Source organism: Bifidobacterium sp. LH_558, from assembly GCF_056356295.1.
Map to the genome: position 1 here is coordinate 67835 of NZ_JBKETZ010000004.1, position 23438 is coordinate 91272.

A 23438-nucleotide genomic window follows, 5' to 3' on the forward strand; every position below is an offset into this window, starting at 1 on the left:
ATGGCGCAATTCGCGAACTACACCCCAGGGGCGTATGCGAAGGAGCATATCCGCATCACACCGACGACACTGGCCGACGGACGTGACTTTTTCTATCTGGACGACGATCCCGCATACGTCTCCGGCGAGAAGACCCGCGAACTGAACGATCCGCGCGAGCTGGCGTACCGGTTCTCCAACCAGCTGAATGCGGCGGGTGAGGAAGTGCCCTACGCGGCCCCTGAAATGCGCCGCGACCCGCTGACCGGCGACTGGATCCCGATGGCGACCGCTCGTATGAACCGCCCCATCACCGCCGGCCCTGGCGCCACCGCCACCGGCAATCCGCTGGCCGCGCGCAAGCCCGGCGATCCGTACCAGGACGGCGAAGTGCCCGACACCGACTACAACGTCGTGGTGTTCGAGAACCGCTTCCCCTCCATGTGCAAGGTGCCCGGCCGCTCCGAAGCCGTGGAATACGTCAACGGCAGCCCGCTGTGGGAGAAGAAGCTCGCCGCCGGCCGCTGCGAGGTCATCTGCTTCGATCCGAACGAAACCGGTCTGCCCGCCGACCTGCCTGTGAGCCGTCTGCGCACCGTCGTGGAGGCGTGGGCCTTCCGCACCGCCGAAATCTCCAAGATGGACGGCATCGAACAGATCTTCCCGTTCGAAAACCACGGCCAGGAGATCGGCGTCTCGCTCGCCCACCCGCACGGCCAGGTGTACTGCTACCCGTTCATCGCCCCCAAGATGGAAACCGAGCTCAAGCACACCGAAGCCTACTTTGAGAAGACCGGCGGCAACCTGCTTAAAGACATTATGAACGCCGAAATTGAGGCGGAGGAGCGCATCGTGATGCGCAACCACTCGTGGATCGCCTACGTGCCGGCCGCCGCCCGCTGGCCCCTCGAGGTGCATGTGGCCCCCGTGCGCGACGTGCTCACGCTCGACGAGCTCAACGATCAGGAACGCTGGGATCTGGCGCAGATGTACTCCACGCTGCTCAAGCGCGGCAACGCGTTCTTCGACACGGGCGACGGACTGGGCATGGACCTGCCGTACATCGCCGCATGGCACCAGGCGCCGGTTCGCGACGCGCGCCGCGAGCATTACCGCCTGAACCTGCAGTTCTTCTCGTTCCGCCGCGCCGCCAACAAGATCAAGTATCTCGCCGGATCCGAATCCGGCATGGCCGCCTGGATCTCCGACACCACCCCCGAACTCATCGCCCAGCGTTTCCACGAGTTGGGTGCCATCGACATCGCCGACTGAACCCACAAGGAAACATCATGACTGCTGTTGAATTCATTGCGCCGCTTTCGCATGACGAAGGCGTGAAAATCGCCACCGACCTGTTCGTGCAGACCTACGGCAAGCAGCCCGCCGGCGTGTGGGCCGCGCCGGGCCGTGTGAACCTAATCGGCGAGCACACCGACTACAACGCGGGCCTGTGCCTGCCGATCGCGTTGCCGCACCGCACCTTCATCGCCCTCGCGCCGCGCGAGGACACCATGGTGCACGTCGTCTCCGACGTGAAGCCTGACCAGGTCGCCGAGGCCGATCTCGACGGACTTTCCGCCGGCGAGGTCGAAGGCTGGGCCGCCTACCCGGTGGGTGTGGCGTGGGCGCTGCGCGAGGCCGGATTCGATACGGTGCAGGGCTTCGACGCGGCCTTCGCCTCCTGCGTGCCGCTGGGCTCCGGCCTGAGCTCGTCCGCCGCCATGACCTGCTCCACCGCGCTGGCCCTGGATGAGGTATACGGCCTGGGCTACGGCTCGTCCGACGCGGGCCGTGTGACCCTGATCAACGCCGCCATCAAGTCGGAGAACGAGATGGCCGGCGCCTCCACCGGCGGCCTCGACCAGTCCGCCTCCATGCGATGCACGCCGGGTCACGCGCTGCTGCTCGACTGCCGTCCGGAGCTGACCGCGCTGGAGAACGTCTCCCAGCAGGTCTTCGATCTGGACGCACATGGATTGGAGCTGCTCGTGGTCGACACTCAGGCGCCGCACCAGCTCAACGACGGCCAGTACGCGCAGCGCCGCGCCACTTGCGAGGAGGCCGCGCGCATCCTCGGCGTGGCCAACCTGCGCGTCACCGCCGACGGCATCGCCAAGGCCGACGACCAGTTCCAGGCGCTTAAGGAGACTCTGGACGCGCTGGACGATGAGACCATGAAGAAGCGCGTGCGTCACGTGGTCACCGAAATCGAGCGTGTGCATTCCTTCGTGCGCGCCTTCGCACAGGGCGACATCGAAGCGTCCGGACGCCTGTTCAACGCCTCGCACGATTCGCTCGCAGCGGATTACGAGGTGACGGTGCCCGAACTCGACATCGCCGTGGACGTGGCCCGGGCTAACGGCGCGTACGGTGCGCGCATGACCGGCGGCGGCTTCGGCGGCTCCATCATCGCGCTCGTGGATAAGGGCCGCTCGCAGGAAGTCGCGCAGAAGATCGCCGACGAATTCGAACGCCAAGGCTTCCACGCACCGCGTGCACTTGCTGCAGTGGCTGCGGCGAGTGCGTCTCGCGAAGCGTGACGCATGCGGCGCAAGGACAGTCCAGTGGACTGTCCGGCCACTGCGGCCTGAGGGCGGACGGTAGTTCGCCCGAGGGTAGGTTTGGGCCGGCCGTAGGCCGTCCTTAATTGCCGCGTATGCAGCGCCGAGTGTGTGACGCCGTATGGCCTTAAAAGAGGGCTTCTTCTTTCGAGAATGATCTGGAAAGAAGAAGCCCTTATGTTTTTGAGTGCGGCTCAGAATGGGCTTAGCGGTAGCCTTCCCAATGGGGGAGTGGGAACAGGATGTTCTCGTATTGCGCCCAAGTGTCGAGCAGATCGATATTGGGTTCTCCGAGCCAGCGGGATTGCAGTCCCTCCATCGCCGATCCCACCGCCATGGAGAGCAGCGCTATCGATTGCGGCGTGGAGAACTCAGGAGGCAGCTTCCAGGGGAGGTTCCCGACCTCTTCGCGCAGTCGTTCGCCTCGTTTGGCGAAGTAGTCATGGGCCGGATGTTTGGGATCCAGCGCTTCGGCGCGCAGCACGATGTAGAGCTGCGTGAGCATGGGGTTGCGTAGGCTCTCCTGCGCGATGATGCGATACCATTCCGGCATGAGCGCCGGGGATTGTTCCAGCTCTTCTTTGGACAGCGCGAGCTTGGCATCCAGATATTGTTTTCCTGTATTGCCTTCGCCGTGCTCATCGTATTCCTCGAGGATGAGTGAGAGCAGTCCGTTCTTGTTTTTGACATATTTGAGGATTCCCGCCTGGCTGAGACCGGCGCGGTCCGCGACCTCTTGAATGGTCATGCCGTAGAAGCCACGTTCCGATAAGACCTCCATCGCTGCCTGTGCGATGTCTTTGATTCGTTGAGAGCTTTGTTTGCGCATGGTGATTCTCCTCGTGTGCCTCTGTCTTCATCAATATAGTCGCTGCGCATGGTCACGAATGACGGCGGTTGAGGGTGGATGCCCTGCGTGGCCGCGACACGCGTTGACAAGATCGTCGCTTGGTATTATCGTATCTCTCGAGGTAAGTAAGTATTTACTTACTAATGAAAAAACGCCAGCGGGACTGACTGTATGGATGCAGTCAATCGCCGATGGCCGCAATGCGACACCGGGCGAAGTCGTTCGGTGGCTCCGGGGCGGGCAAGCTCGCCAGCCCGGCTCACACCCAATGCGGAGAATCCGCAAATGAACATGGAGGTTCATATGTCGTCACAACAGAAGACCAACTGGCGCCCTTGGCTGGTATTCGCCGGGTGCTGCGTGTTGTCGCTCGTTGGTTTTGGCTTGATCGTCAACACTGCGGGTCTGTATTACACCCCGCTATGCGAGGAGCTGGGCATCTCCCGGGCGCAGATCGCGCTGGCCTCGTCGATTATGGCCATCGCCGCCATGCCTACGATGCTGTTGGCCGGTGGCATCATGAAGCGAATCGACTCGCGTGTATTGATCTCCGGCTGCATCATCGTGGTCTCGCTGCTGTTTTTCCTCCAGTCCTTTTTCACGCAACTGTGGCAGTTCTACGTGTCATTCGCGCTGATGGGCATCGCATATGTCATTCCGATCTCCTTGGCTCCCAGTGTGTTGCTCACCAACTGGTTCGAGGACAAACTCGGTTTGGCGATGGGTGTGGCCCTGGGTATCAGCGGCATCGGCGGTATGGTCTTCAACCCCATCGTCTCCGCGTGGATTACCAATCTTGGTTGGCGTTCGTCGTACCGCATCACCGCTTTGGTGTTGGCGGTGTGCATCCTCCCCTTTGCGATTCTTGCATTCAAATTCCGTCCCGATGCGAGCAAAAACGAATATGCCTATGGTCATGTGGCCAGCGCCGAGGAACAGCAAGGCGTGCAGACCGAGCTGACCGGTATGAGCATCAAGGAAGCGTTCAAGACCAAATCGTTTGCGCTGCTGGTTGTGGTATCCGTGCTTCTGCAGGTGGTGGCCGCCATGGTGCAGCATGTGTCCGGTCATGAGGTGGCGCAAGGGCTGACGTTGGAGCAGGGTTCGCTGGTGGTGTCCGGCATCATGCTCGGCGCTGCGGTTGGCAAAGCGACGATCGGCATGCTGCTCGATCGCATGAAAACGGAGGTTGTGATTCTTCTCTACGCTGCGATCGGTCTCATCGGTTGGGGCTTGATGGCGGTGTCCGGAGCCGTGACACCCGCCACCATCGCCGGATTCCTCGCGGGACTCGGCCAGGGTGTGGTGTTGGTCGCTTTGCCGTGGATGATTCGCCAGTTCTTTGGACAGAAGGATTACGCCACGATTCTGAGCGTGGTCTCCGTGTTCGGCTCCGTGGCGTCGGCCATCGCCGGCACCGCGCATGGTGCCGTGTACGACCTGACGGGCAGCTATCTGCCGTCGCTGGTGGGCAACGTCGCGTTCTACGTGATTGCGGCAGTCGCGGCAATCATGGCCTTTAAGCTGCGCCCCGGTAAGGACGCGCGCACCCGATGAGAGCGCTGGAGCGGGTCGTCGCTTCGCTGGGCCCCCGCTCCCAGTCGATGAAGATACCGTCACAAGGAGCCGAAAATGAGCGATGCTGATGAATTCCTGAACAACTATCTGGCGAACATCCGCCGTCAATATGAAAACTCCGCCTATGCCCCCGTATACGAGACCGTACGCAAACGCACCGAATCCGTGCCATGCCGCGATGGTGTGATGCTGACGACCGACATCTATACGCCCGCGGAACCGGGGCCGTACCCCACAATCGTGGTACGGTGCCCATATCCCCAGCAGGTGCCGCTGTGGGAGCTGCATGGCGAGGAGCTGGCGAAACGAGGCTATGCGATGGTGTGCGAATGGTGCCGCGGCACCCACACCTCCGGTGGTGAATGGGAGCCGAACGTCAACGAACGCAACGATGGCGCGGACCTGCTCGCATGGCTCGAAGAGCAGGACTGGGTCGATGTGGTCGGTCTGTGGGGTACTTCGTACCTGTCTCTGACATGTTGGGTCGTGGCCGACATCACCACGCCCAAGGTGGCGTCGATTTGCGCGAACCACTACGGCACCGACCGTTTCGCCTCCGCGTATCAGAAGGGGGCGTTCCGCTGCGACGTGCTGACCGCGTGGGCCATGCAAAATGCCGGGCATCCGGTGGATGCCGACTATCTCCAATCAGCGCTCCACCGCCCTCAGCTGCGTGTGGATGAGGACATGTGGGGAGGGCGATTGGATTGGTATCGCGATTGGATTAGTCATCCCGAGGGGGACGATCCCTACTGGGATGAAGGATTCTGGGGATTGCTCAAGCGTATTCCCGCAAACGTTACGGTGCCCATGTTCATTCAAGAAGGATGGTTCGACCATCATCTCGGCAGCGCGCTCACCGGCTACCAGAGCCTCAACCCGCGCGTCAAGGAACACTCTTGGCTGCGTATCGGGTGCTGGAACCACTACTTCATCAATCCCATAGAGGGGCTGGAACCGCGCAACCTCGACGCCACCGAAGTGCCGGCCGCGCTGGAATGGTTCAATCTGACGCTCAAGAATCGTCTGGTTCCGGAGCGGAAAGTGGAATACTACGAAATCGGCGACGACTCGTGGCATACCGTGGATCAGTGGCCGCTCAGCGATGATGCCACCAGTGAAATCCGGTTGTACCTGGCTTCCGGCTGCGACGAGGGCGGATTGGTTGCCGAACCGCCAGCGAAGGATGCTGCGACCTATGATTACGATCCCAACGATCCGGTGCGCACCAGAGGTGGAGAGGCGCTGCTGACCACGATGAACGAAATCGGGGCGCGCATCCAGCCGCAGCCGGGGTATCGTGACGACGTGGTGAGTTTTGTGTCGCGTCCACTCGACGAGGATCTGCATATCCAAGGATCGATTCGAGTGGAACTGTACGTGTCAAGCTCCGCCGAGGACACCGCGTTCACAGCCAAGCTGATGTGCGTGGATCCCAACGGTACGACGCGCAACTATCGCAGCTCCATCACCACCCTCGCCTTGGATGCTGCTGACTCGCCTGCCTACACGCCTGGTGAGGTGCGGCGGGTGAGTGTCGACATGTGGGATATCTGCTGGAAGGTGCCCGCTGGCTCGAGCATTCGGTGCGACATCTCATCGTCCGACTTCCCCCAGTACTCTGTGCATACGAACACCGCAGGCTTGTGGAGCGCGCAACGTGAGGCGGTAACGGCGCGTCAAACCATCCATATGGGGGCGGATACCCCGTCGGCGGTCGTGCTGCCAATCAAAACCACCAAGTAAATATTGAGAAAGTAGCGAGAAATGGTCGATCAGGAAGTATTGAATCTGTTCGCGAGCAACGTCGCCGCCATGACGAAAGGCGATGCTCCTCATCTGGCGGTACAGGTGCTGCCGGATGGCGTGGAACGAATCAAAGATCTCCCCTATATGCCGGAGCGGGAAGGTGAAGTCTCCGACGAAACGAGGGGTGCCCACCTGCTGGACATCTACAAGCCCGCGGATGCGCCGGCTGACGTTCCGCTGCCGGTGATTGTGGACTTCCATGGCGGCGGCTTGTACTACGGCAACAAGGAGAACAACGAATGCCGTGACATGCTGCTGGCGGCGCGGGGATTTGCCGTAGTGAACGCTAACTATAGGCTGGTTCCATCGGTGAGCTTTCCCTCGCAGCTGAAGGATGCGATGGCGGTGCTTGACTGGATCGCGGCGCATGGGGCCGAATATGGGCTTGATGTGAACCGGGTGAGCGTTACGGGTGACTCGGCCGGCGGGGCGCTGGCACTGTACCTGTGCGCGGCCAACGCCTCCGCGCAGTTGGCGGGGGCTCTGGGCGTGGCGCCTTCCCCCATCACGGTGCGCGCGCTCGCGGTCACCTCGGGCATGTTCCGCCTATCCGGCGGAGTGCACGCCACTGCGCTGTCCTACTATGGGCAGGGTTATTTCCAGACACCCGGCGACCATGTGATGATGACCCCCTATCTGAACCTGGACAAGCTGGTGGTGGATGCGGGCGAGGGACTGCCTCCGGTGTACATGGTCACCAGTGTCGAGGATTTCATCGCCGATAACAGCTACGAGCTGGCGCGTATTCTCCATAGCCGGCACCGCAACCATGCGATGAAGGTGTGGGCGCGAGGCGACGGACGGGCTCTCGGACATGTGTTCAATATCGTCCAGGCGGGCGATCCGGATGCGAGCGAGGCGCATGAGGCCATCGCGGACATCGCGGATTTCTGCAAGGCATATTGTGCGTAGTTCCGTGATTTAGGAGAGTTTGCTGACCCTCCGTCACGTCTCAGCACGTCACGCGAAGCGTGACGAAATCTAGGTCTTCTTGGTCTAAGCCCCTTCCGGTTGGGAGGGGCTTTCTTTGATTGTGATATTGCATTTCTTGTGCACCGGCATACGTCGCATTTCGTATTGAGACACGCCGATTATGTTAAGTCGTTATATGACGTTATATTATTTATATGACGTTATGTTACGTCATATAAAACGAAGGAGTTTAAAATGAATGCAGCTGAAATCGCCAAGCAGATCGTAGAGCGCAATGGTGGCACGGTAAGCGACATTTTCTTCGTCGCTTGCGGCGGATCTCTTGTCGATATGTACGTTTCCGATTATTTCGTACGCACCGAATCCAAGCATGTGGGCTCGGCTTGGATGACCGCCAATGAATTCGTCCATGCGACTCCGGCCAAACTTTCCAAGACGTCTGTGGTGGTGTTGTGCTCTCACAGCGGGAGCACTCCGGAAACCGTCAAAGCTGGTGAAGTGGCTCAGAAAGCCGGTGCGCAGACTGTTGGCCTGACTTACAATGCCGAAGCCGATCTGCTGAAGGTTTCTGATTACAAGGTGCTGTATGAATGGGGTGATGAGCAGTGCGTGGACAACAATCCGATGGCCATCATCCTGGACCTAACCATCAGCATTATCAATGAGATCGAGGGCTATGAGCATTACGATGGTTTCCGCAAGGGTATGGAAACCATTAACACCATCGTGGCCAATGCGGAGCGACAGGTTGAACCGCGAGCCAAAGTGTTCGCGGAAAAGTATCAGGATGAGCCGTTGTTCTATGTGCTTGCCTCTGGCGCGTCCTATGGTCACGCATACGGCTTCTCCATTTGCTCGCTGATGGAGATGCAATGGCAGGATGCTGCCCCCATCCATTCCGGCGAATTCTTCCATGGTCCCTTCGAAGTGACTGATGCGCAAACGCCGTTCATCCTGATCAAGGGACTTGGGCGCACTCGCGAACTGGACGAACGCGCCCAGACTTTCCTTGCGAAGTATGCCTCCAAAGTCGAAATTGTTGATGCCAAGGAACTTGGTCTTGACATGATTGATAATCCGGTTTCCGAATATTTCAACCCGGTTCTGTTCTACAGCGTGCTGTGCAAGTATCGCTACGCGCTGTCCGTCGTGCATAATCATGATCTTGATGTGCGACGCTATATGGGCAAGGTCGAGTACTAAGTTAGGTGTGGCATTATGAATAACAGTATTTCTCTCGACAAGAAGGTCTTGGGCCTAGGAGATCAGGTTGTTGATCAGTATGTCAACCTTAATGTCATGTATCCTGGCGGTAACGCGCTGAATTTTGCGGCGTTCGCTCGGCAGCTGGGCTATTCCTCAGCCTTTATGGGTGTGTTTGGTTCCGATCGTAACGCGCAGCATGTCAAAGACAGCATCGACCACATGCAAATCGATCGCAGCCGTTGCCAAGAGCATGAAGGCGCCAACGGTTGCGCCAAGGTCAATATCGTGGATGGTGACCGCGTCTTCATTGGTAGCAATGAGGGTGGTGTGGCTGGTGAGTGCCCGATTGCTTTGCAGCCGGGAGACCTTGAATACATTGGTGGTTTTGACTTGATCCATATGGGAATCTGGGGACATGCTAATCATGTTCTCCCTGCGGTGAGCAAGCTTGGTGTGCCTATTTCCTACGATTTCTCCGACGAATTCGAACCTGAGAACATTGATCAGGCTCTGGGATATGTACAGTACGGTTTCTTCTCTTTGAGCGGCATGATGACGGGGCAAATCAAAGTGCTGTTGCGTGCGCTGTTCCGTGAGGGGACGACCAAGCTGCTTTCCGCTACTCGCGGTGCCGAATCAACGATTATGTATGATGGCGAGCGCTTCTATGAACTTGAACCGAAATTCATCGAAGCGGTCGACACCATGGCGGCGGGAGACGCATTCCTTACCGCATTCCTGTTATCCCATGTGCTGGAGAACAAGAGTGTCGAGGAGAGCATGCGAGACGGACAATCTTTTGCGGGCCAAGCGGTTCAGCTCAAAGGATCATTCGGGTTCGAGACTCCCATCGAATAACGGACAGGTGCCGTGGAACGGCATATACGCGAATTGCTGTTGCCGATGGTTACAATACAAGCATATTGTCCATCTAACGGCAAGGAAGCGAGGCTGTCCAAATGCTGCAAGAAGATGCCAGTGTGCCTATGTATATGCAGATCAAGGCATCACTGCAGATGGATATCTCATCAGGCGTATATGCCGTTGACGACAAGATTCCTACAGAAACCGAGTTGTGCAATCGATATGGTGTCTCCCGCATCACTGTGCGTAGAGCCGTGGCTGAGCTGGTTGAGGAGGGTTACCTCATCAAACGGCAGGGAAAGGGCACTTTTGTACGATTGCATCGCATTGATCGCAAAATCGAATATGTCATGGGTTTTACCGACAGCGTGGAGCGTGCGGGAGGAGTCGCCTCAAGCGAAGTGCTGGTGAGACAAATCACGCAAGCGTCGGATGACGTAGCTCGGCGACTTGGAATTCCATCTCACTCTGATGTGTTGTACATCAAGCGAGTGCGTAAAGCTGATGGCATTCCGGTGATGATGGAGAACAATTATTTTGATCCCGCTAGGTTTGAATTCCTTATGGAGGAAGATCTCAGCGGATCGCTATACCACATGCTCACTGCGCGCGGTATTCGTCCGGTTAACCCGAAGACGACGCTGCTTAGCATGAAGCTCGCCGATTTTGAATTGGCGCGTGAAATGCGTGTTGCTGTCGGTACCCCGTTCTTCGCCATCGACACATTGATTTGCGATCAGGATGATCGGCCGGTCCATGTTGGACGTCAATACTGCCTTGGAGAGGCATACACTTTCAGTCTGTAGTGGTTTGATTGCCTGATTGGCAGGCATCGGCTGCCGGGGACGATGCCTCATCCTGGGACACAGAACACTAGTGTCAAAGGACAATCAGCAATCATGAGAACTATAATCAGGTCCCGTCATATCTTTGACGGGACGGGAACTCAGCCATTTCTTGGATATCTGGAGATTCGCGGCCCATTCATCACCCGTGTTGAACACGGCTGGGACTACAACATCGGTGAGCATGACAGACTTGTCAAATACGACGATCAGTTCGTCATGCCCGGTTTGCATGACAACCATGTGTTCTTCTCCGGATGGATGGCGGCTCATGCCGGACTTGATCTGAGCCAGACAAGTACACCGCAAGAAGCACTTGACCTAATTGGTGCATGGTTACAGAACCATCCGGGGGAATCCGTGTATGCCCATGGCTGGAGCCATGCTGCGTGGGGTGACGCTCCCGGCCGGGATTTATTGGACCATGCGACCGGAATCCCATCTCATGTCCCAGTTGTCGCCATCGATGCCGATCGCACGCGATATTGGATGAACACCGCGGCTGTGGAACGATACGGGTTTGTCGAAGATCAGCTATCCGCTGAGTCGCGTGTGCGTCTTATCCACGAAATGACTCATAATGCCTCTTTGGTGCGTACCATGTGGAGACGTTTTGAAGAACTGTTACTTTCGCGCGGCGTGGTTTCCATCAAAGACATCGTGTTTGACAATTGCGACGTGCACGAGGCGATTAGTGAACGTCTCTTGGATACAAGCATGGTGATTGAAGCGGTGCGAGGACCCTTCGACAAACCGCTGATTGGCCGTTACCTCAAACGTTCGTTTGGGCCACGAGTGCGCTTCGGCGGCGTGAAAATCATGGTGGATGGCGTGGTCGCGGACAAGACTGGCGATATCAATGGTCGATATGTAGGCTCAAGTGTTACCCCGACCATCGATTACGATGCGATTGAGTCGGATGTGGCCTATTTGTCTGAGCGAGGGGTATCGTGCTGTCTTACCGCCGAAGGCGATCGCGCCATCGAGCGTTGCGCTGCGTTGCTGGCTCGGCATGCCAGTCCCAAAGTGCATCATTCAATCAGCGACATGGAGATGGTGTCCGATTGTGCTGCCCGCATCATGGGCGATGCTGGAATCACCGCTGAACCATATCCGCAGATTTTGGGACTTAACCCTTCATATGACGAGGCGTACATGCCCAATGTGATTGAGGGGGAGAGCGGTGCTTCGTTCTTCCAATACACCAATTTGGTTCGCCATCGAGTCAACGTGACCTGCGGTACCGATTGTCCGCTGTTCGTCACTAGTTTGCCGGAATCGATATTGCGTGCGTCGAATCGGGCCTTCGATGATTCAGGTCGTCGTTGGTTCCCTGAATATGCGATGCCCAAAACCGTGCTTTTGGAAGCTTGGACTCACACTGGAGGTCCTGTCGAACAGGATCAAAGGCGTCAGCTCAAACGTGGTAATCCCGCCACCTACGTTGTGTTCGATCGTGATCTGATCGCGGCGGATGACAACGAACTAAAGCAGGCCCATGTGGTTGAAACCGTCATTGACGGCCGTACCGCGTACTCGGCTTGAGCACCATTCCTTTTTTAATCTCAATGAGGAGAACATTATGACTATTCTTGATCGTATAAAGAAGATTGGCTTCCCTCACAGCTATGCATTGCTGTTCGCGCTGATCATCGTCTGCGCCGTGCTCACCTGGGTGGTGCCCAGTGGGCAATTCGAGACCACAGCCGAAATGGTTAATGGTTCCGAGCGCACGGTTATCGTACCTGGCACATTCCAAGAAATCGCGAAAACATCCGGGGACGGTGATTTGCGGCAAGGGCTGACCGCGGTGCTGGAAGCGCCGGGCAACGGCATCGCCGCGGCGGTTGACGTGATTGCCTTCGTGCTGATTCTCGGCGGTGCGTTCGGCATCATACTCAAAACCGGTGCAATAGACCGTGGGCTTAAGGCGCTTGCTGACTTCCTTGGAGCCAAGGGCATTCTGGTTATTCCGTTGATGATGATTCTCATCTCCGCCGGTGGCTCCACCTATGGTATGAGCGAAGAGCTTATTCCCTTGTTCATCATCTTCATCACGTTCATGCTGACCATGGGCTTCGACTCGATGACCGCCGTACTGACGCTTTTTGTAGCCAGTCAGATTGGATACATCGCCTCCACCATCAACCCATTTAATGTGCTGATCGCGCAGGGGGTGGCTGACGTGCACGGCAATCCGCTGCTGTGGCTGCGTCTTGTCTATTGGGTGATTCTCACCGGAATTGGCATAGCGTTTGTAATGCGTTATGCGCTTAAGGTGCGCAGAAATCCTGAATCTTCCGTCGTGTACGATACAGATCTGAAGCTGAAGGCCCGGCTGCTCGGAGAGGTTTCCCAAGGCGGCTCTTCTTCTGAGGGAACTGAACGGTTCTCCCTTCGGGACAAGATCATCATTGCGTTGTTTATCATCGGATTGGGCGTAATGGTATGGGGCATCGTCACCCAGGGTTGGTATATGACGGAAATTGGTGCGCTGTTCCTGGCAATTGGCCTGGTTATCGGATTCGTGGCGCGTTTTTCCATTAACGAGATGTGCGAAGCCTTCGTATCCGGTTGCGCTGACTTCGTTTATGCTGCGTTTATCATCGGTCTAGCCCGTGCCATTCTGGTCATTCTGGAAAATGGCATGATCATTGACACCGTTCTCAACGCCTTGGCAGGGCTGTTGGGAGACCTGCCAAAGGCATTGTTCACCACCATTTTGCTGGTCGTGCAGTCGCTGCTCACCCTGTTCGTACCGTCGTCGTCCGGCTCTGCAGCTCTGACGATGCCGGTGATGGGACCGCTCGCCGATTTGGTGAATGTCAATCGTGACGTGATTGTACTGAGCAACCAGTTCGGCAATGGATTGATGAACATCATCAACCCGACGGGAGGCGTTCTGCTCGCCGGTCTGTCCGTGGCGGGAATCAGCTTTGGCAAGTGGCTGAAAGTTGGTCTGAAAATCTTCGCCATCCTGTTTGTGGTGTGCGCGGTGCTGCTGTGGATAGCCACGCTTGTGTAAACGATTGATGAGTGATGAGCATCGGAGCGGACGTGATTCCAAGTGGATTGCGTCCGCTCCGGCGTTGTTGGCGAGGGTAATCATACGAAGCAGTGTTGTCCCTAACTGTATTTCCATTGACGGCGCGAGGAGAGCTTCGCATAAATCGCTGAATTTGATTGTTATTGTCGTGCTGAGTGAAACTGAGGCCTTATGCGCGAATTGGAATTCCTTGACGTGCTTCGCTACTCAGAATGGCGGTCAGAGTGTACCGTAAAACGTTGGCCTAGGGCAGTGACCGCATATGAACGCATTGGCATAGTACAACACGCTAGTACAGTGGAGAGCATGAGGTTTGTGCAATGGGTCCGGAAAGTGCCGAAGATTCTGCATGATATGCCGATGGCGCAGTGGGACAAGGGCAACCGGTGGGCGTTGCTCGGCTCGGCGGTCGTGTTTCTCGCGCTGTATGCGATCGAAGTGATCTGCCAGCCGCCCGCGGCGATAGCGTTGACCATCGAAATCCTGCTCGACATGCTGTGGGTGTTCTACGCGGTGGATTACGCGCTGACCATGTATGTGGCCGAACACAGCTGGAAGTGGATGAGCAAGCATATTCTCGGTCTGCTGATTCTGGTCGCACCGCTGATTCCCGGCCTGCGTTTCGTGCGCGTGGTGGCGGCGCTGTACGCGCTGCACCGCGGCTCGCTCACCTGGGTGCGCGGCCATATCAACATCTACATCGCCTGTGCGGGCGCGCTGCTGCTCTCCACCGGCGCGCTGCTCGTGCTCGAGGCGGAGCGCGGCGTGCCCGGCGCGTCGATCGACAACTATACGGACGCGCTGTGGTGGGCGTTCGTCTCCGTGACCACCATCGGATACGGCGAATACTATCCGGTGACGGCGGAAGGCAAACTCATCACGGTGGCGGTGGTGATCGCCGGCGTCGCCCTGATCGGTGTGATCACCGGTGCCTGCGCGGCCTGGGTGATTAAGGAGATCAGCTTGAACGGCGACAAAACCGCGCCCGTCACCACCGCGCAGGCTGACAAAATCGAACGCAAACTCGAGATGCTGTCCGACCGCGTGGTCGAGCTGCACAAGCGGATGCGATGATGGTCTTGTTCCGCATGCCGATGTGAGATGCCGCGCCGCGGCGGCGACCCCGACCCCTATACTGAATGCGTCCACACATAATTCGATAAGGGAACCCACCATGAACAAGGCAATCATCACCGTGGTCGGCCAAGACACGGTCGGCATCATCGCGCGCGTCTGCACCTACCTGTCCGAGCGCAAGATCAACGTGCTCGACATCTCGCAGACCATCATCGACGGCTTCTTCAACATGATGATGATTGTCGACGTGACCGAAGCCGACGAGGAATTCGGCGCCATCGTCGACGAGCTCGACCAGCTGGGCGAGCAGATCGGCGTGCGCATCCGTTGCCAGCGCGAAGAGATCTTCACGAAGATGCACCGTATCTGATCGATCGTCATCGTCATGCGTAAGAGTGAGATTCTTCGATTCGCTTCGCTCACTCAGAATGACGATTAAGTAAACGCCCAGAATGACAGGGATATAAGGAAACACCATGCTGAATATCATGGAGGTCCACGAGACCAACCAGATGATCGAGCAGGAGAAGCTCGACGTGCGCACCATCACCATGGGCATCAGCCTGCTCGACTGCGCGGCCAACACCGTGGACGAGGTGTGCGACAACATCTACCGCAAAATCACCACCTACGCGCGCGACCTCGTCTCCACCGGACAGGCCATCGAACGCGACTACGGCATTCCGATCGTGAACAAGCGCATCACCGTCACCCCCATCTCGCTGGTCGGCGCGAGCTCGTGCAAGACCTCCGAGGACTTCGTGAAGATTGCGCACGCGCTTGACCGCGCGGCCAAAGAGGTCGGCGTCGATCTGATCGGCGGCTACTCCGCGCTCGTCTCCAAGTCGATGACCCCGGCCGAGGAGCTGCTGATCCGCTCGCTGCCGCAGGCGCTGAGCGAAACCGATATCGTCTGCTCGTCCGTGAACGTCGGATCCACCAAAACCGGCATCGACATGAACGCGGTGGAACTGCTTGGCCATATCGTCAAAGACATCGCCAAGCGCACCGCCGACAACGATTCCTACGGCTGCGTGAAGTTCGTGGCCTTCTGCAACGTGCCCGACGACAACCCGTTCATGGCCGGCGGCTTCCATGGCGTGACCGAAGGCGACGCCGTGATCAACGTCGGCGTCTCCGGCCCCGGCGTGGTCTCCCGCGCGCTCGACGCGGCCAAGGGCAAGGATTTCGAATTCCTGTGCGAGACGATCAAGCGCACCGCGTTCAAGATCACGCGCGTGGGACAGCTGGTCGCGCAGGAGGCGTCGCGTCGCCTTGGCATTCCGTTCGGCATCATCGACCTTTCGCTCGCGCCGACTCCGGCCGTGGGCGACTCGGTGGGCGAGGTGCTTGAGAAGATCGGTCTGGAGCAGGTCGGCGCGCCCGGCACCACCGCGGCGCTCGCCATGCTCAACGACCAGGTCAAGAAGGGCGGCATTATGGCGTCCTCGTATGTCGGCGGCTTGTCTGGCGCGTTCATTCCGGTCTCCGAAGACAAGAACATGATCGACGCGGCCGGCGCCGGATGCCTCACGCTTGAGAAGCTGGAGGCCATGACCTGCGTGTGCTCGGTCGGTCTCGATATGATCGCGATTCCGGGCGACACCACCGCTTCGACCATCTCCGGCATCATCGCCGACGAGGCGGCCATCGGCATGGTGAACCAGAAGACCACCGCCGTGCGCATCATTCCGGTCGAAGGCAAGGGTGTGGGCGAGATGGCGAACTTCGGCGGCCTGATGGGCTATGCGCCGATCATGCCGGTGAACCAGACGAGCTGCGAGGCCTTCGTGACCCGTGGCGGCCGCATCCCCGCCCCGATCCACAGCTTCAAGAACTGACACGTCATTCGTCATCCCGAGCGGAAGGCGTTTGATATGTCCTTCGTCATCCCGAGCGAAGCCCGTAGGGCGCAGTCGAGGGATCTCTAACCTTGCGAGATCCCTCGACTGCGCTCGGGATGACGAAGAAAAGGAAGCCATTGCGAGTTTGGTGTGTCCGAACCCGCCACTAGGCAGTGTGTCTAAAAACAAAAACCGCGGAATTCCGCGGTTTTTGTTTTTGGTCTTCGGCTAATCCGGCGATCCGGACACACCAAACTCGATTTCGACTACTTTCCGCCCGCAAAATTCAGCTGACGCCATGCCTCGTAGATGGCGATCGAGGCGCAATTCGTGAGATTCAGGGAACGCAGGCTCGGCCGCATGGGCAGACGCACCTGTTCGGCCACATGCGGACCAGCCATGATATCCATCGGATCGGGAATATCTCCCGGCTCCGGGCCGAACAGCAGAATATCGGTTGGGCGGTATTCCACTTCGGTGTACAGCTTGGTGGCATGGGCGGTGAACGCGATGATGCGCGAATTCGGCATCGACTCGACCAGATTGTCGAAATTCGGATGCAACACCACATGCGCCATATCGTGATAGTCGAGACCGGCCCGGCGCAGTTTGGTGTCACGCAGATTGAATCCCAACGGCTCCACCAGATGCAGAATCGTTCCGGTCACCGCGCACAGGCGGATCGCGGAACCGGTATTGCCGGGGATGCGCGGCGAGTAGTAGCACAGATGCGGCGTCACGGTTTCGGTCGCCGCGGCCTTCTCTGCCGTCAGCATCGCATCGACCACGGAGATCGGATTGCCGTGCGCGTCGGTCACCAGCTCGTCCGGACCGTAATTCGATTTGCGGTAGCCGTATTCGAACATCTTGCCGACTTGGGATTCCTCGGGGCGTTTCATATCGTTCGTCATAGCTGCTAAGAATATGAATGATGAACGACACTGCGTATGGGATTTCTCGACTACGGGCTGTGCCCTCCGCTCGAAATGACGAGGAGGGGTGGGCTGTGCCCTCCGCTCGAAATGACGAGGAGACGCGAGTTGCGTCTTCTGTTCGGAATGATGAAGAGGAGCGGTCTGCTGTTTCTGTCCAAGATGGCGAGGGCGGGCAGGTTGCGACCGTTGCCCGGAATGACGAGGAGATGCCGACAGCCGTAGCCACCGCGCCGCGAGTGGCGAAGCGACTGGCGGCATGGTGGGAGACGAATGCGCGCGACCTGCCATGGCGGTTCGGGCGCGCGACGCCGTGGGGCGTGCTTGTCTCCGAAGTGATGAGCCAGCAGACGCAGATGAGCCGTGTCGTGCCATACTGGCAAGCGTGGATGGAGCAATGGCCGGACGCGAGCGCGCTCGCCGGCGCGTCGACGGCCGAGGTCATCACCATGTGGGGCAGGCTGGGATATCCGCGCCGCGCGTTGCGGTTGCAGGAGTGTGCGCAAGTGGTGTCCGAACGCTACGGCGACGAACTGCCGCAAACCTATGAGCAGCTGGTCGCGCTGCCCGGCATCGGCGACTATACGGCCAGCGCGGTGATGAGTTTCGCATTCGGCAAGCGAATCGCGGTGATCGACACGAATATCCGTCGTGTGCTTAGCCGCGTGTTCCTCGGCAAGGAGTCGATGGGCGGGGCTGCCAGCGCCGAAGAGCGCGCGCTCGCCAATACCGTGCTTCCTCAAGACGTTCCCGCTTCGGTGACGTGGAATCAGGCAGTGATGGAATTGGGCGCGGTGGTGTGCGTGGCGAAGAAGCCGCTGTGCGAGCGTTGCCCGATTTCGGGGGAGTGTCTATTCTTCAAGGCCGGTCTGCCGGGACTGGGGGAGAAGCGCACGCGTCCGCGGCAGCGTTTCCAAGGCACCGATCGTCAGGTGCGCGGCATTGTGTTGAATGCGTTGCGAGGCCTGCCTGCGCTGCAAACGCCGTCGCAGTCGCGGATGACGACCGCCGTCTCGAAAATCCATGACGCCATGCCACCCTCACTGCCACGTGAACAGGTGGAATCGCTGTGGAAGGACCATGTGCAGCTTGACTCCTGCATCGCCTCACTGGACGAAGACGGCCTGATCGAAATCCTCCCCGACGGCTCGCTGCGTTTGCCGCAGTAGCGAAGGCGAGTTGTGAAAAGAACATAGGGATGCCGTGTCTCGGATGAGGATGCGGCGAGGAGGGCATACACTCGTGGGTATGCCTCAGACCAGAAATCCACGTTCCGCGGGGAACGGCCGTGCCAGCAGTGCCGGCCGCGCCTCGGATACCCGTCGTGGGGTCGGGGCTGGATCGAAGAGGTCCTCGAACGCCGGTGCCTCGTCCAAACGAGCCGCTTTGACCGGGCAGTCGCGTCGGATGGGAACGCCGCAAGGGGCCGCCGCGCGCGCTTCCTCGAATACCGCGGCAAAGAAGTCGGGCATCGCGGCTCGGCTGGGATTGGGCGGAAAATCAACGAAGAAGCCGCGCAAGCCGCTCAGCGCGAAGGCTCGAAAGAAGAGGGCGATGTATCGCCGTCGCCGCATCGTGGTCGCGGTGGCATTGACGTTGGTGATCGCGGTGGTGGTGTTCTGCTGTTACAGCCTGACCCGCGGCGTGAACGCCATAGGAACTCTTATCGACCATGACAATATCTACGCGATTTCGCGCGATGCGGTGCCTGAAGTCAAGAAATCCAGCGGTACCAAGGATTGCACGGAGCAGAACGTGAGCCTGCAGCTCACCGTGCAGTCGCAATCCGTCGCGGTTGGCGGCACATTGGATTTCTCCGCATCGATTGTGCATGAAGGGTCGGGCAGCTGCCTGGTCGACGGTTCGGATTCCAACCGCGTGCTCACCATCACCTCCGGCGAGGAGACCATCTGGAAGTCGGATGTGTGCGTGGCCGACCCGCGCATGCTGCTGATGGCCAAGGGCGACAAGGATATTCAAACGATTACGTGGAATACGAACGCGAACGCCACGCTCACCGAATGCACGGATGAGGCGGATTGGCCCAAGGTGAACGCCGGCACCTATGTGGCGCGGCTCAGCCTCAAAGACGTTCCCGAAGTGACCAGCGACCAAGTCGTATTCACCGTGCAGTGATGCCGTCGTGCGACGGGCGGGAATGTCCGCGTATACAGGTAGTCTTGTGACTTTGCATGAGGTGTGTCATATTGCGGGCATGCCGACCAGGGTGATAAACCCCACCAACGACGATGAGCGCCCGCACAGGCATATGGTGGCCGTGCCGGCGTCTCTCCCCGGGAAAACGACGGAATTCCGCCGAAAGACTAGCGAGCGATAAGGAACGTCCATTGGCTGCCACTGAAGCTACGACGAACACCACCATGTACGCGCGCGCCGATAGCCGCGAAATCGAACTGCATAAGGCTTCGGACCGTGTGAACTTCGGTTCCATCAAGGAACCCATCGATGTGCCCTACCTGCTGGGCGTGCAGACCGACAGCTTTGATTGGCTGATCGGCGCCGACCGCTGGAAGAAGCGCGTCGAGGAAGACATCGAAAACGGCACCAACACCGTGCCGCACATCTCCGGCCTCGACGAGGTCTTCCAGGAGATCTCCCCAATCGAGAACTTCGCCCAGACCATGAGCCTGACGTTCTCCGACCCGTACTTCGAGGAGCCCCGCCACACCGTGCAGGAGTGCAAGGAGAAGGACTACACCTACTCCGCCCCGCTGTACGTGAACGCCGAATTCGAGAACGGCGACACCGGCGAGATCAAGTCCCAGACCGTGTTCATGGGCGACTTCCCGCTGCAGACCCCGCACGGCACCTTCATCATCGGTGGCACCGAGCGTGTGATCGTCTCGCAGCTCGTGCGTTCCCCGGGCGTGTACTTCGACCGCCAGCAGGACCGCACCTCCGACAAGGAAGTCTTCGGCGCGAAGATCATCCCGAGCCGCGGTGCTTGGCTCGAGTTCGAGGTGGACAAGAAGGACCAGCCGCAGGTGCGCGTGGACCGCAAGCGTAAGCAGTCCGCCATCGTGTTCCTCATGGCCATCGGCATGAGCAAGTCTGAGATCGCCGCCGCGTTCAAGGACTACCCGCTGGTGCTCGACGCGCTGGAGAAGGAGACCCTGGAGACCCAGGAAGAGGCCCTGGTCGATCTGTACCGCAAGATCCGCCCGGCCGACACCCCCACTCCGGAGGCCGGCAAGAACTTGCTCGACTCCTTCTACTTCAACACCAAGCGCTACGATCTGGCCCGCGTCGGCCGCTACAAGATCAACCGCAAGCTTGGTCTGGAAACCGACTACAACGATCGCTCCCTGCATCAGGAAGACATCATCGCCACCATCAAGTACCTGGTGACGCTGCATGACGGCAAGAACGCCTTCCCGGGCAAGCGCGACGGCCAGGATGTGGACCTGCGCGTGGACGTGGACGATATCGACCACTTCGGCAACCGCCGCATCCGCCAGGTCGGCGAGCTGATCCAGAACCAGCTGCGCACCGGCCTGAGCCGTATGGAGCGCGTCGTGCGCGAACGCATGACCACTCAGGACGCCGAGGCCATCACCCCGCAGTCCCTGATCAACATCCGCCCGGTGAACGCCACCATCAAGGAGTTCTTCGGCACCTCCCAGCTGAGCCAGTTCATGGATCAGAACAACCCGCTCTCCGGCGTGACCAACAAGCGTCGTCTGAGCGCCCTGGGCCCCGGCGGTCTGAGCCGCGACCGCGCCTCCATGGAGGTGCGCGACGTGCACCCGTCCCACTTCGGCCGTATGTGCCCGATCGAAAGCCCGGAAGGCCCGAACATCGGTCTGATCGGCTCGTTGGCCACCTTCGGCCGCGTGAACCCGTTCGGCTTCATCGAAACTCCGTACCGTAAGGTTGTGGACGGCCGCGTGACCGACGAGGTCGAGTACATGACCGCCGACCGCGATCTCGATCACGTGATCGCCCAGGCCAACCAGGAGCTCGACGCGGACGGCAACTTCGTCAAGGCCGAAGCCCTCGCCCGAGTCGGCGAAGAGGAAGCGGTCGACGTTCCGGTCTCCCAGGTTGACTACATGGACGTCTCCCCGCGCCAGATGGTCTCCCTCGGTGCCTCCCTGATCCCGTTCCTGGAGCACGACGAGGGCCACCGAGCGCTGATGGGTACCAACATGCAGCGTCAGGCCGTGCCGCTGATCGAATCCGAGCGCCCGCTGGTGGGCACCGGCTCCGAATGGCGCGCCGCCAACGACTCCGGCGACGTGATCAAGGCCGAGAAGGACGGCGTGGTGACCTACGTCTCCGCCGACATCATCCGCACGATGAACGACGACGGCACTCAGTCCAGCTACAAGCTGGCCAAGTTCCAGCGTTCCAACCAGACCACCTGCTACAACCAGCGCCCGATCATCAAGGACGGCGAGCGCGTCGAGGCCGGCACCGTGTTGGCCGACGGCCCCGCCATCGAAAAGGGCGAGCTGGCTCTGGGTAAGAACCTGCTCATCGCGTTCATGCCGTGGAACGGCTACAACTACGAGGACGCCATCATCATCTCGCAGCGCATCGTCCAGGACGACACGCTCAGCTCCATCCACATCGAGGAGTATGAGATCGACGCCCGCGAAACCAAGCTGGGTGCCGAAGAGATCACCCGCGACCTGCCGAACGTCGGTGAGGACGCGGTGGCCAACCTCGACGAGCGCGGCATCATCCGCATCGGCGCCGAGGTCGAGGCCGGCGACATCCTTGTCGGTAAGGTCACCCCGAAGGGCGAGACCGAGCTGACCCCGGAGGAGCGCCTGCTGCGCGCCATCTTCGGCGAGAAGTCCCGCGAGGTGCGTGACACCTCCCTGCGTGTGCCCCACGGCGAGACCGGCACCGTCATCGGCGTCAAGGAGATCACCCGCGAGGATGCCGAGGACGACGGCGACGAGCTGCCCAACGGCGTCAACCAGATGATCCGCGTGTACATCGCCCAGCACCGTAAGATCACGGTGGGCGACAAGCTCTCCGGCCGCCACGGCAACAAGGGCTGCATCTCGCGCATCCTGCCCGAGGAGGACATGCCGTTCCTCGCGGACGGCACCCCGGTCGACATCATGCTCAACCCGCTTGGCGTGCCTTCGCGAATGAACCTCGGCCAGGTGCTCGAACTGCACCTCGGCTGGATCGCGCACTCCGGCTGGGACATCTCCCTCGACCCGAATATGGAAGCCGAGTGGAAGAAGCTCATCCCCGCCGGCGCCGAGAAGGCCGAACCGGGCACCCCGGTGGCCACCCCGGTGTTCGACGGCGTGCGTCCGGAAGCCCTCGAAGGACTGCTGTCCACCACGCTGCCCAACCGCGACGGCGACCGTCTGGTCGGCCCCGACGGCAAGGCGACGCTGTTCGACGGCCGCACCGGCGAGCCCTTCGGCAAGCCGATCTCCGTGGGCTACATGTACATGCTGAAGCTGCACCACCTCGTGGACGACAAGATCCACGCCCGCTCCACCGGCCCGTACTCGATGATCACCCAGCAGCCGCTGGGCGGTAAGGCGCAGTTCGGCGGCCAGCGCTTCGGCGAGATGGAGGTGTGGGCCCTCGAGGCCTACGGCGCCGCGTACACGCTGCACGAGATGATGACCACCAAGTCCGATGACGTCGACGGCCGCGTGCGCGTCTACGGCGCCATCGTGAAGGGCGACAACCTGCCGCCGGCAGGCATTCCCGAGTCCTTCAAGGTGCTTTTGAAGGAAATGCAGTCCCTGTCCCTGAACGTCGAGGTGCTCAACGCGGAAGGCGTGGCCATCGACATGAAGGACGAGGACGACGATCCCGTCTCATCCTCCGACGACCTGGGCTTCAACATCGGCGCTCGCCCCGACGCGTCCGCCAAGGAAGACCAGATCATCGACGAGCCCGAATATCAGTGATC

At 59.5% G+C, this 23438-nt stretch carries 18 protein-coding genes; 16 read left to right on the top strand and 2 right to left on the bottom strand.

What is annotated here, in order from left to right; all coding sequences use genetic code 11:
- Positions 1 to 1251 (top strand): galactose-1-phosphate uridylyltransferase, encoded by a 1251-nt coding sequence (gene galT / locus AC1AV0_RS06595; RefSeq protein WP_476572354.1) that lies wholly within the window; start codon positions 1 to 3, stop codon positions 1249 to 1251.
- Positions 1252 to 1268: 17 nt separating this feature from the next.
- On the top strand, positions 1269 to 2519 hold the full coding sequence (gene galK / locus AC1AV0_RS06600) for a galactokinase (RefSeq protein ID WP_476572356.1): 1251 nt from the start codon (positions 1269 to 1271) through the stop codon (positions 2517 to 2519).
- A 226-nt stretch (positions 2520 to 2745) separates the two neighbouring features.
- Here galK and AC1AV0_RS06605 read toward each other — a convergent pair whose 3' ends face one another.
- Entirely contained in the window at positions 2746 to 3369 is a 624-nt protein-coding gene (locus tag AC1AV0_RS06605; protein ID WP_476572358.1) for a TetR/AcrR family transcriptional regulator, read from the bottom strand.
- A gap of 324 nt (positions 3370 to 3693) precedes the next feature.
- Between AC1AV0_RS06605 and AC1AV0_RS06610 the strand changes: the two genes are divergently transcribed.
- The 11 genes from AC1AV0_RS06610 (at position 3694) to AC1AV0_RS06660 (ending at position 16589) form a co-directional block, all read left to right on the top strand.
- On the top strand, positions 3694 to 4947 hold the full coding sequence (locus AC1AV0_RS06610; RefSeq protein WP_476572360.1) for an MFS transporter: 1254 nt from the start codon (positions 3694 to 3696) through the stop codon (positions 4945 to 4947).
- A 75-nt stretch (positions 4948 to 5022) separates the two neighbouring features.
- Positions 5023 to 6714, top strand: coding sequence for a CocE/NonD family hydrolase (locus AC1AV0_RS06615; protein ID WP_476572362.1), 1692 nt, complete (start codon positions 5023 to 5025; stop codon positions 6712 to 6714).
- A gap of 21 nt (positions 6715 to 6735) precedes the next feature.
- Positions 6736 to 7689 carry an alpha/beta hydrolase gene (locus AC1AV0_RS06620; protein ID WP_476572365.1) on the top strand — a complete coding sequence of 318 codons (954 nt, stop codon included), beginning with the start codon at positions 6736 to 6738 and terminating at the stop codon, positions 7687 to 7689.
- 255 nt (positions 7690 to 7944) lie between these two features.
- Positions 7945 to 8913 carry a hypothetical protein gene (locus AC1AV0_RS06625; protein WP_476572367.1) on the top strand — a complete coding sequence of 323 codons (969 nt, stop codon included), beginning with the start codon at positions 7945 to 7947 and terminating at the stop codon, positions 8911 to 8913.
- A 15-nt stretch (positions 8914 to 8928) separates the two neighbouring features.
- Entirely contained in the window at positions 8929 to 9774 is an 846-nt protein-coding gene (locus tag AC1AV0_RS06630) for a PfkB family carbohydrate kinase (protein WP_476572369.1), read from the top strand.
- A 101-nt stretch (positions 9775 to 9875) separates the two neighbouring features.
- On the top strand, positions 9876 to 10586 hold the full coding sequence (locus AC1AV0_RS06635) for a GntR family transcriptional regulator (RefSeq protein WP_476572372.1): 711 nt from the start codon (positions 9876 to 9878) through the stop codon (positions 10584 to 10586).
- A 93-nt stretch (positions 10587 to 10679) separates the two neighbouring features.
- Positions 10680 to 12170, top strand: a complete 1491-nt coding sequence (locus AC1AV0_RS06640; protein ID WP_476572374.1) for an amidohydrolase family protein — start codon at positions 10680 to 10682, stop codon at positions 12168 to 12170.
- Between the two features lie 37 nt (positions 12171 to 12207).
- On the top strand, positions 12208 to 13650 hold the full coding sequence (locus AC1AV0_RS06645; protein WP_476572376.1) for a YfcC family protein: 1443 nt from the start codon (positions 12208 to 12210) through the stop codon (positions 13648 to 13650).
- Positions 13651 to 13977: 327 nt separating this feature from the next.
- Positions 13978 to 14745: a potassium channel family protein gene (locus AC1AV0_RS06650; protein WP_476572379.1), complete on the top strand. Its 768-nt coding sequence runs from the start codon at positions 13978 to 13980 to the stop codon at positions 14743 to 14745.
- A gap of 100 nt (positions 14746 to 14845) precedes the next feature.
- Positions 14846 to 15118: an ACT domain-containing protein gene (locus AC1AV0_RS06655; protein WP_476572381.1), complete on the top strand. Its 273-nt coding sequence runs from the start codon at positions 14846 to 14848 to the stop codon at positions 15116 to 15118.
- Between the two features lie 106 nt (positions 15119 to 15224).
- Positions 15225 to 16589, top strand: a complete 1365-nt coding sequence (locus tag AC1AV0_RS06660; protein ID WP_476572383.1) for a DUF711 family protein — start codon at positions 15225 to 15227, stop codon at positions 16587 to 16589.
- A gap of 269 nt (positions 16590 to 16858) precedes the next feature.
- On the opposite strand, the gene AC1AV0_RS06665 is transcribed toward AC1AV0_RS06660, so the two are convergent.
- A complete protein-coding gene (locus AC1AV0_RS06665) occupies positions 16859 to 17503 on the bottom strand; it encodes a tRNA (cytidine(34)-2'-O)-methyltransferase (RefSeq protein ID WP_072723600.1) in 645 nt (214 codons plus the stop codon).
- A gap of 230 nt (positions 17504 to 17733) precedes the next feature.
- Between AC1AV0_RS06665 and AC1AV0_RS06670 the strand changes: the two genes are divergently transcribed.
- The 3 genes from AC1AV0_RS06670 to rpoB all read left to right on the top strand — a co-directional run bounded on the left by AC1AV0_RS06670 (position 17734) and on the right by rpoB (position 23436).
- Positions 17734 to 18693: an HhH-GPD family protein gene (locus tag AC1AV0_RS06670; RefSeq protein ID WP_476572386.1), complete on the top strand. Its 960-nt coding sequence runs from the start codon at positions 17734 to 17736 to the stop codon at positions 18691 to 18693.
- Positions 18694 to 18931: 238 nt separating this feature from the next.
- Complete coding sequence (locus AC1AV0_RS06675) at positions 18932 to 19660, top strand: hypothetical protein (protein WP_476572587.1); 729 nt, start codon at positions 18932 to 18934, stop codon at positions 19658 to 19660.
- 245 nt (positions 19661 to 19905) lie between these two features.
- Entirely contained in the window at positions 19906 to 23436 is a 3531-nt protein-coding gene (gene rpoB, locus AC1AV0_RS06680) for a DNA-directed RNA polymerase subunit beta (protein ID WP_476572589.1), read from the top strand.
- Positions 23437 to 23438 lie beyond the last annotated feature (2 nt).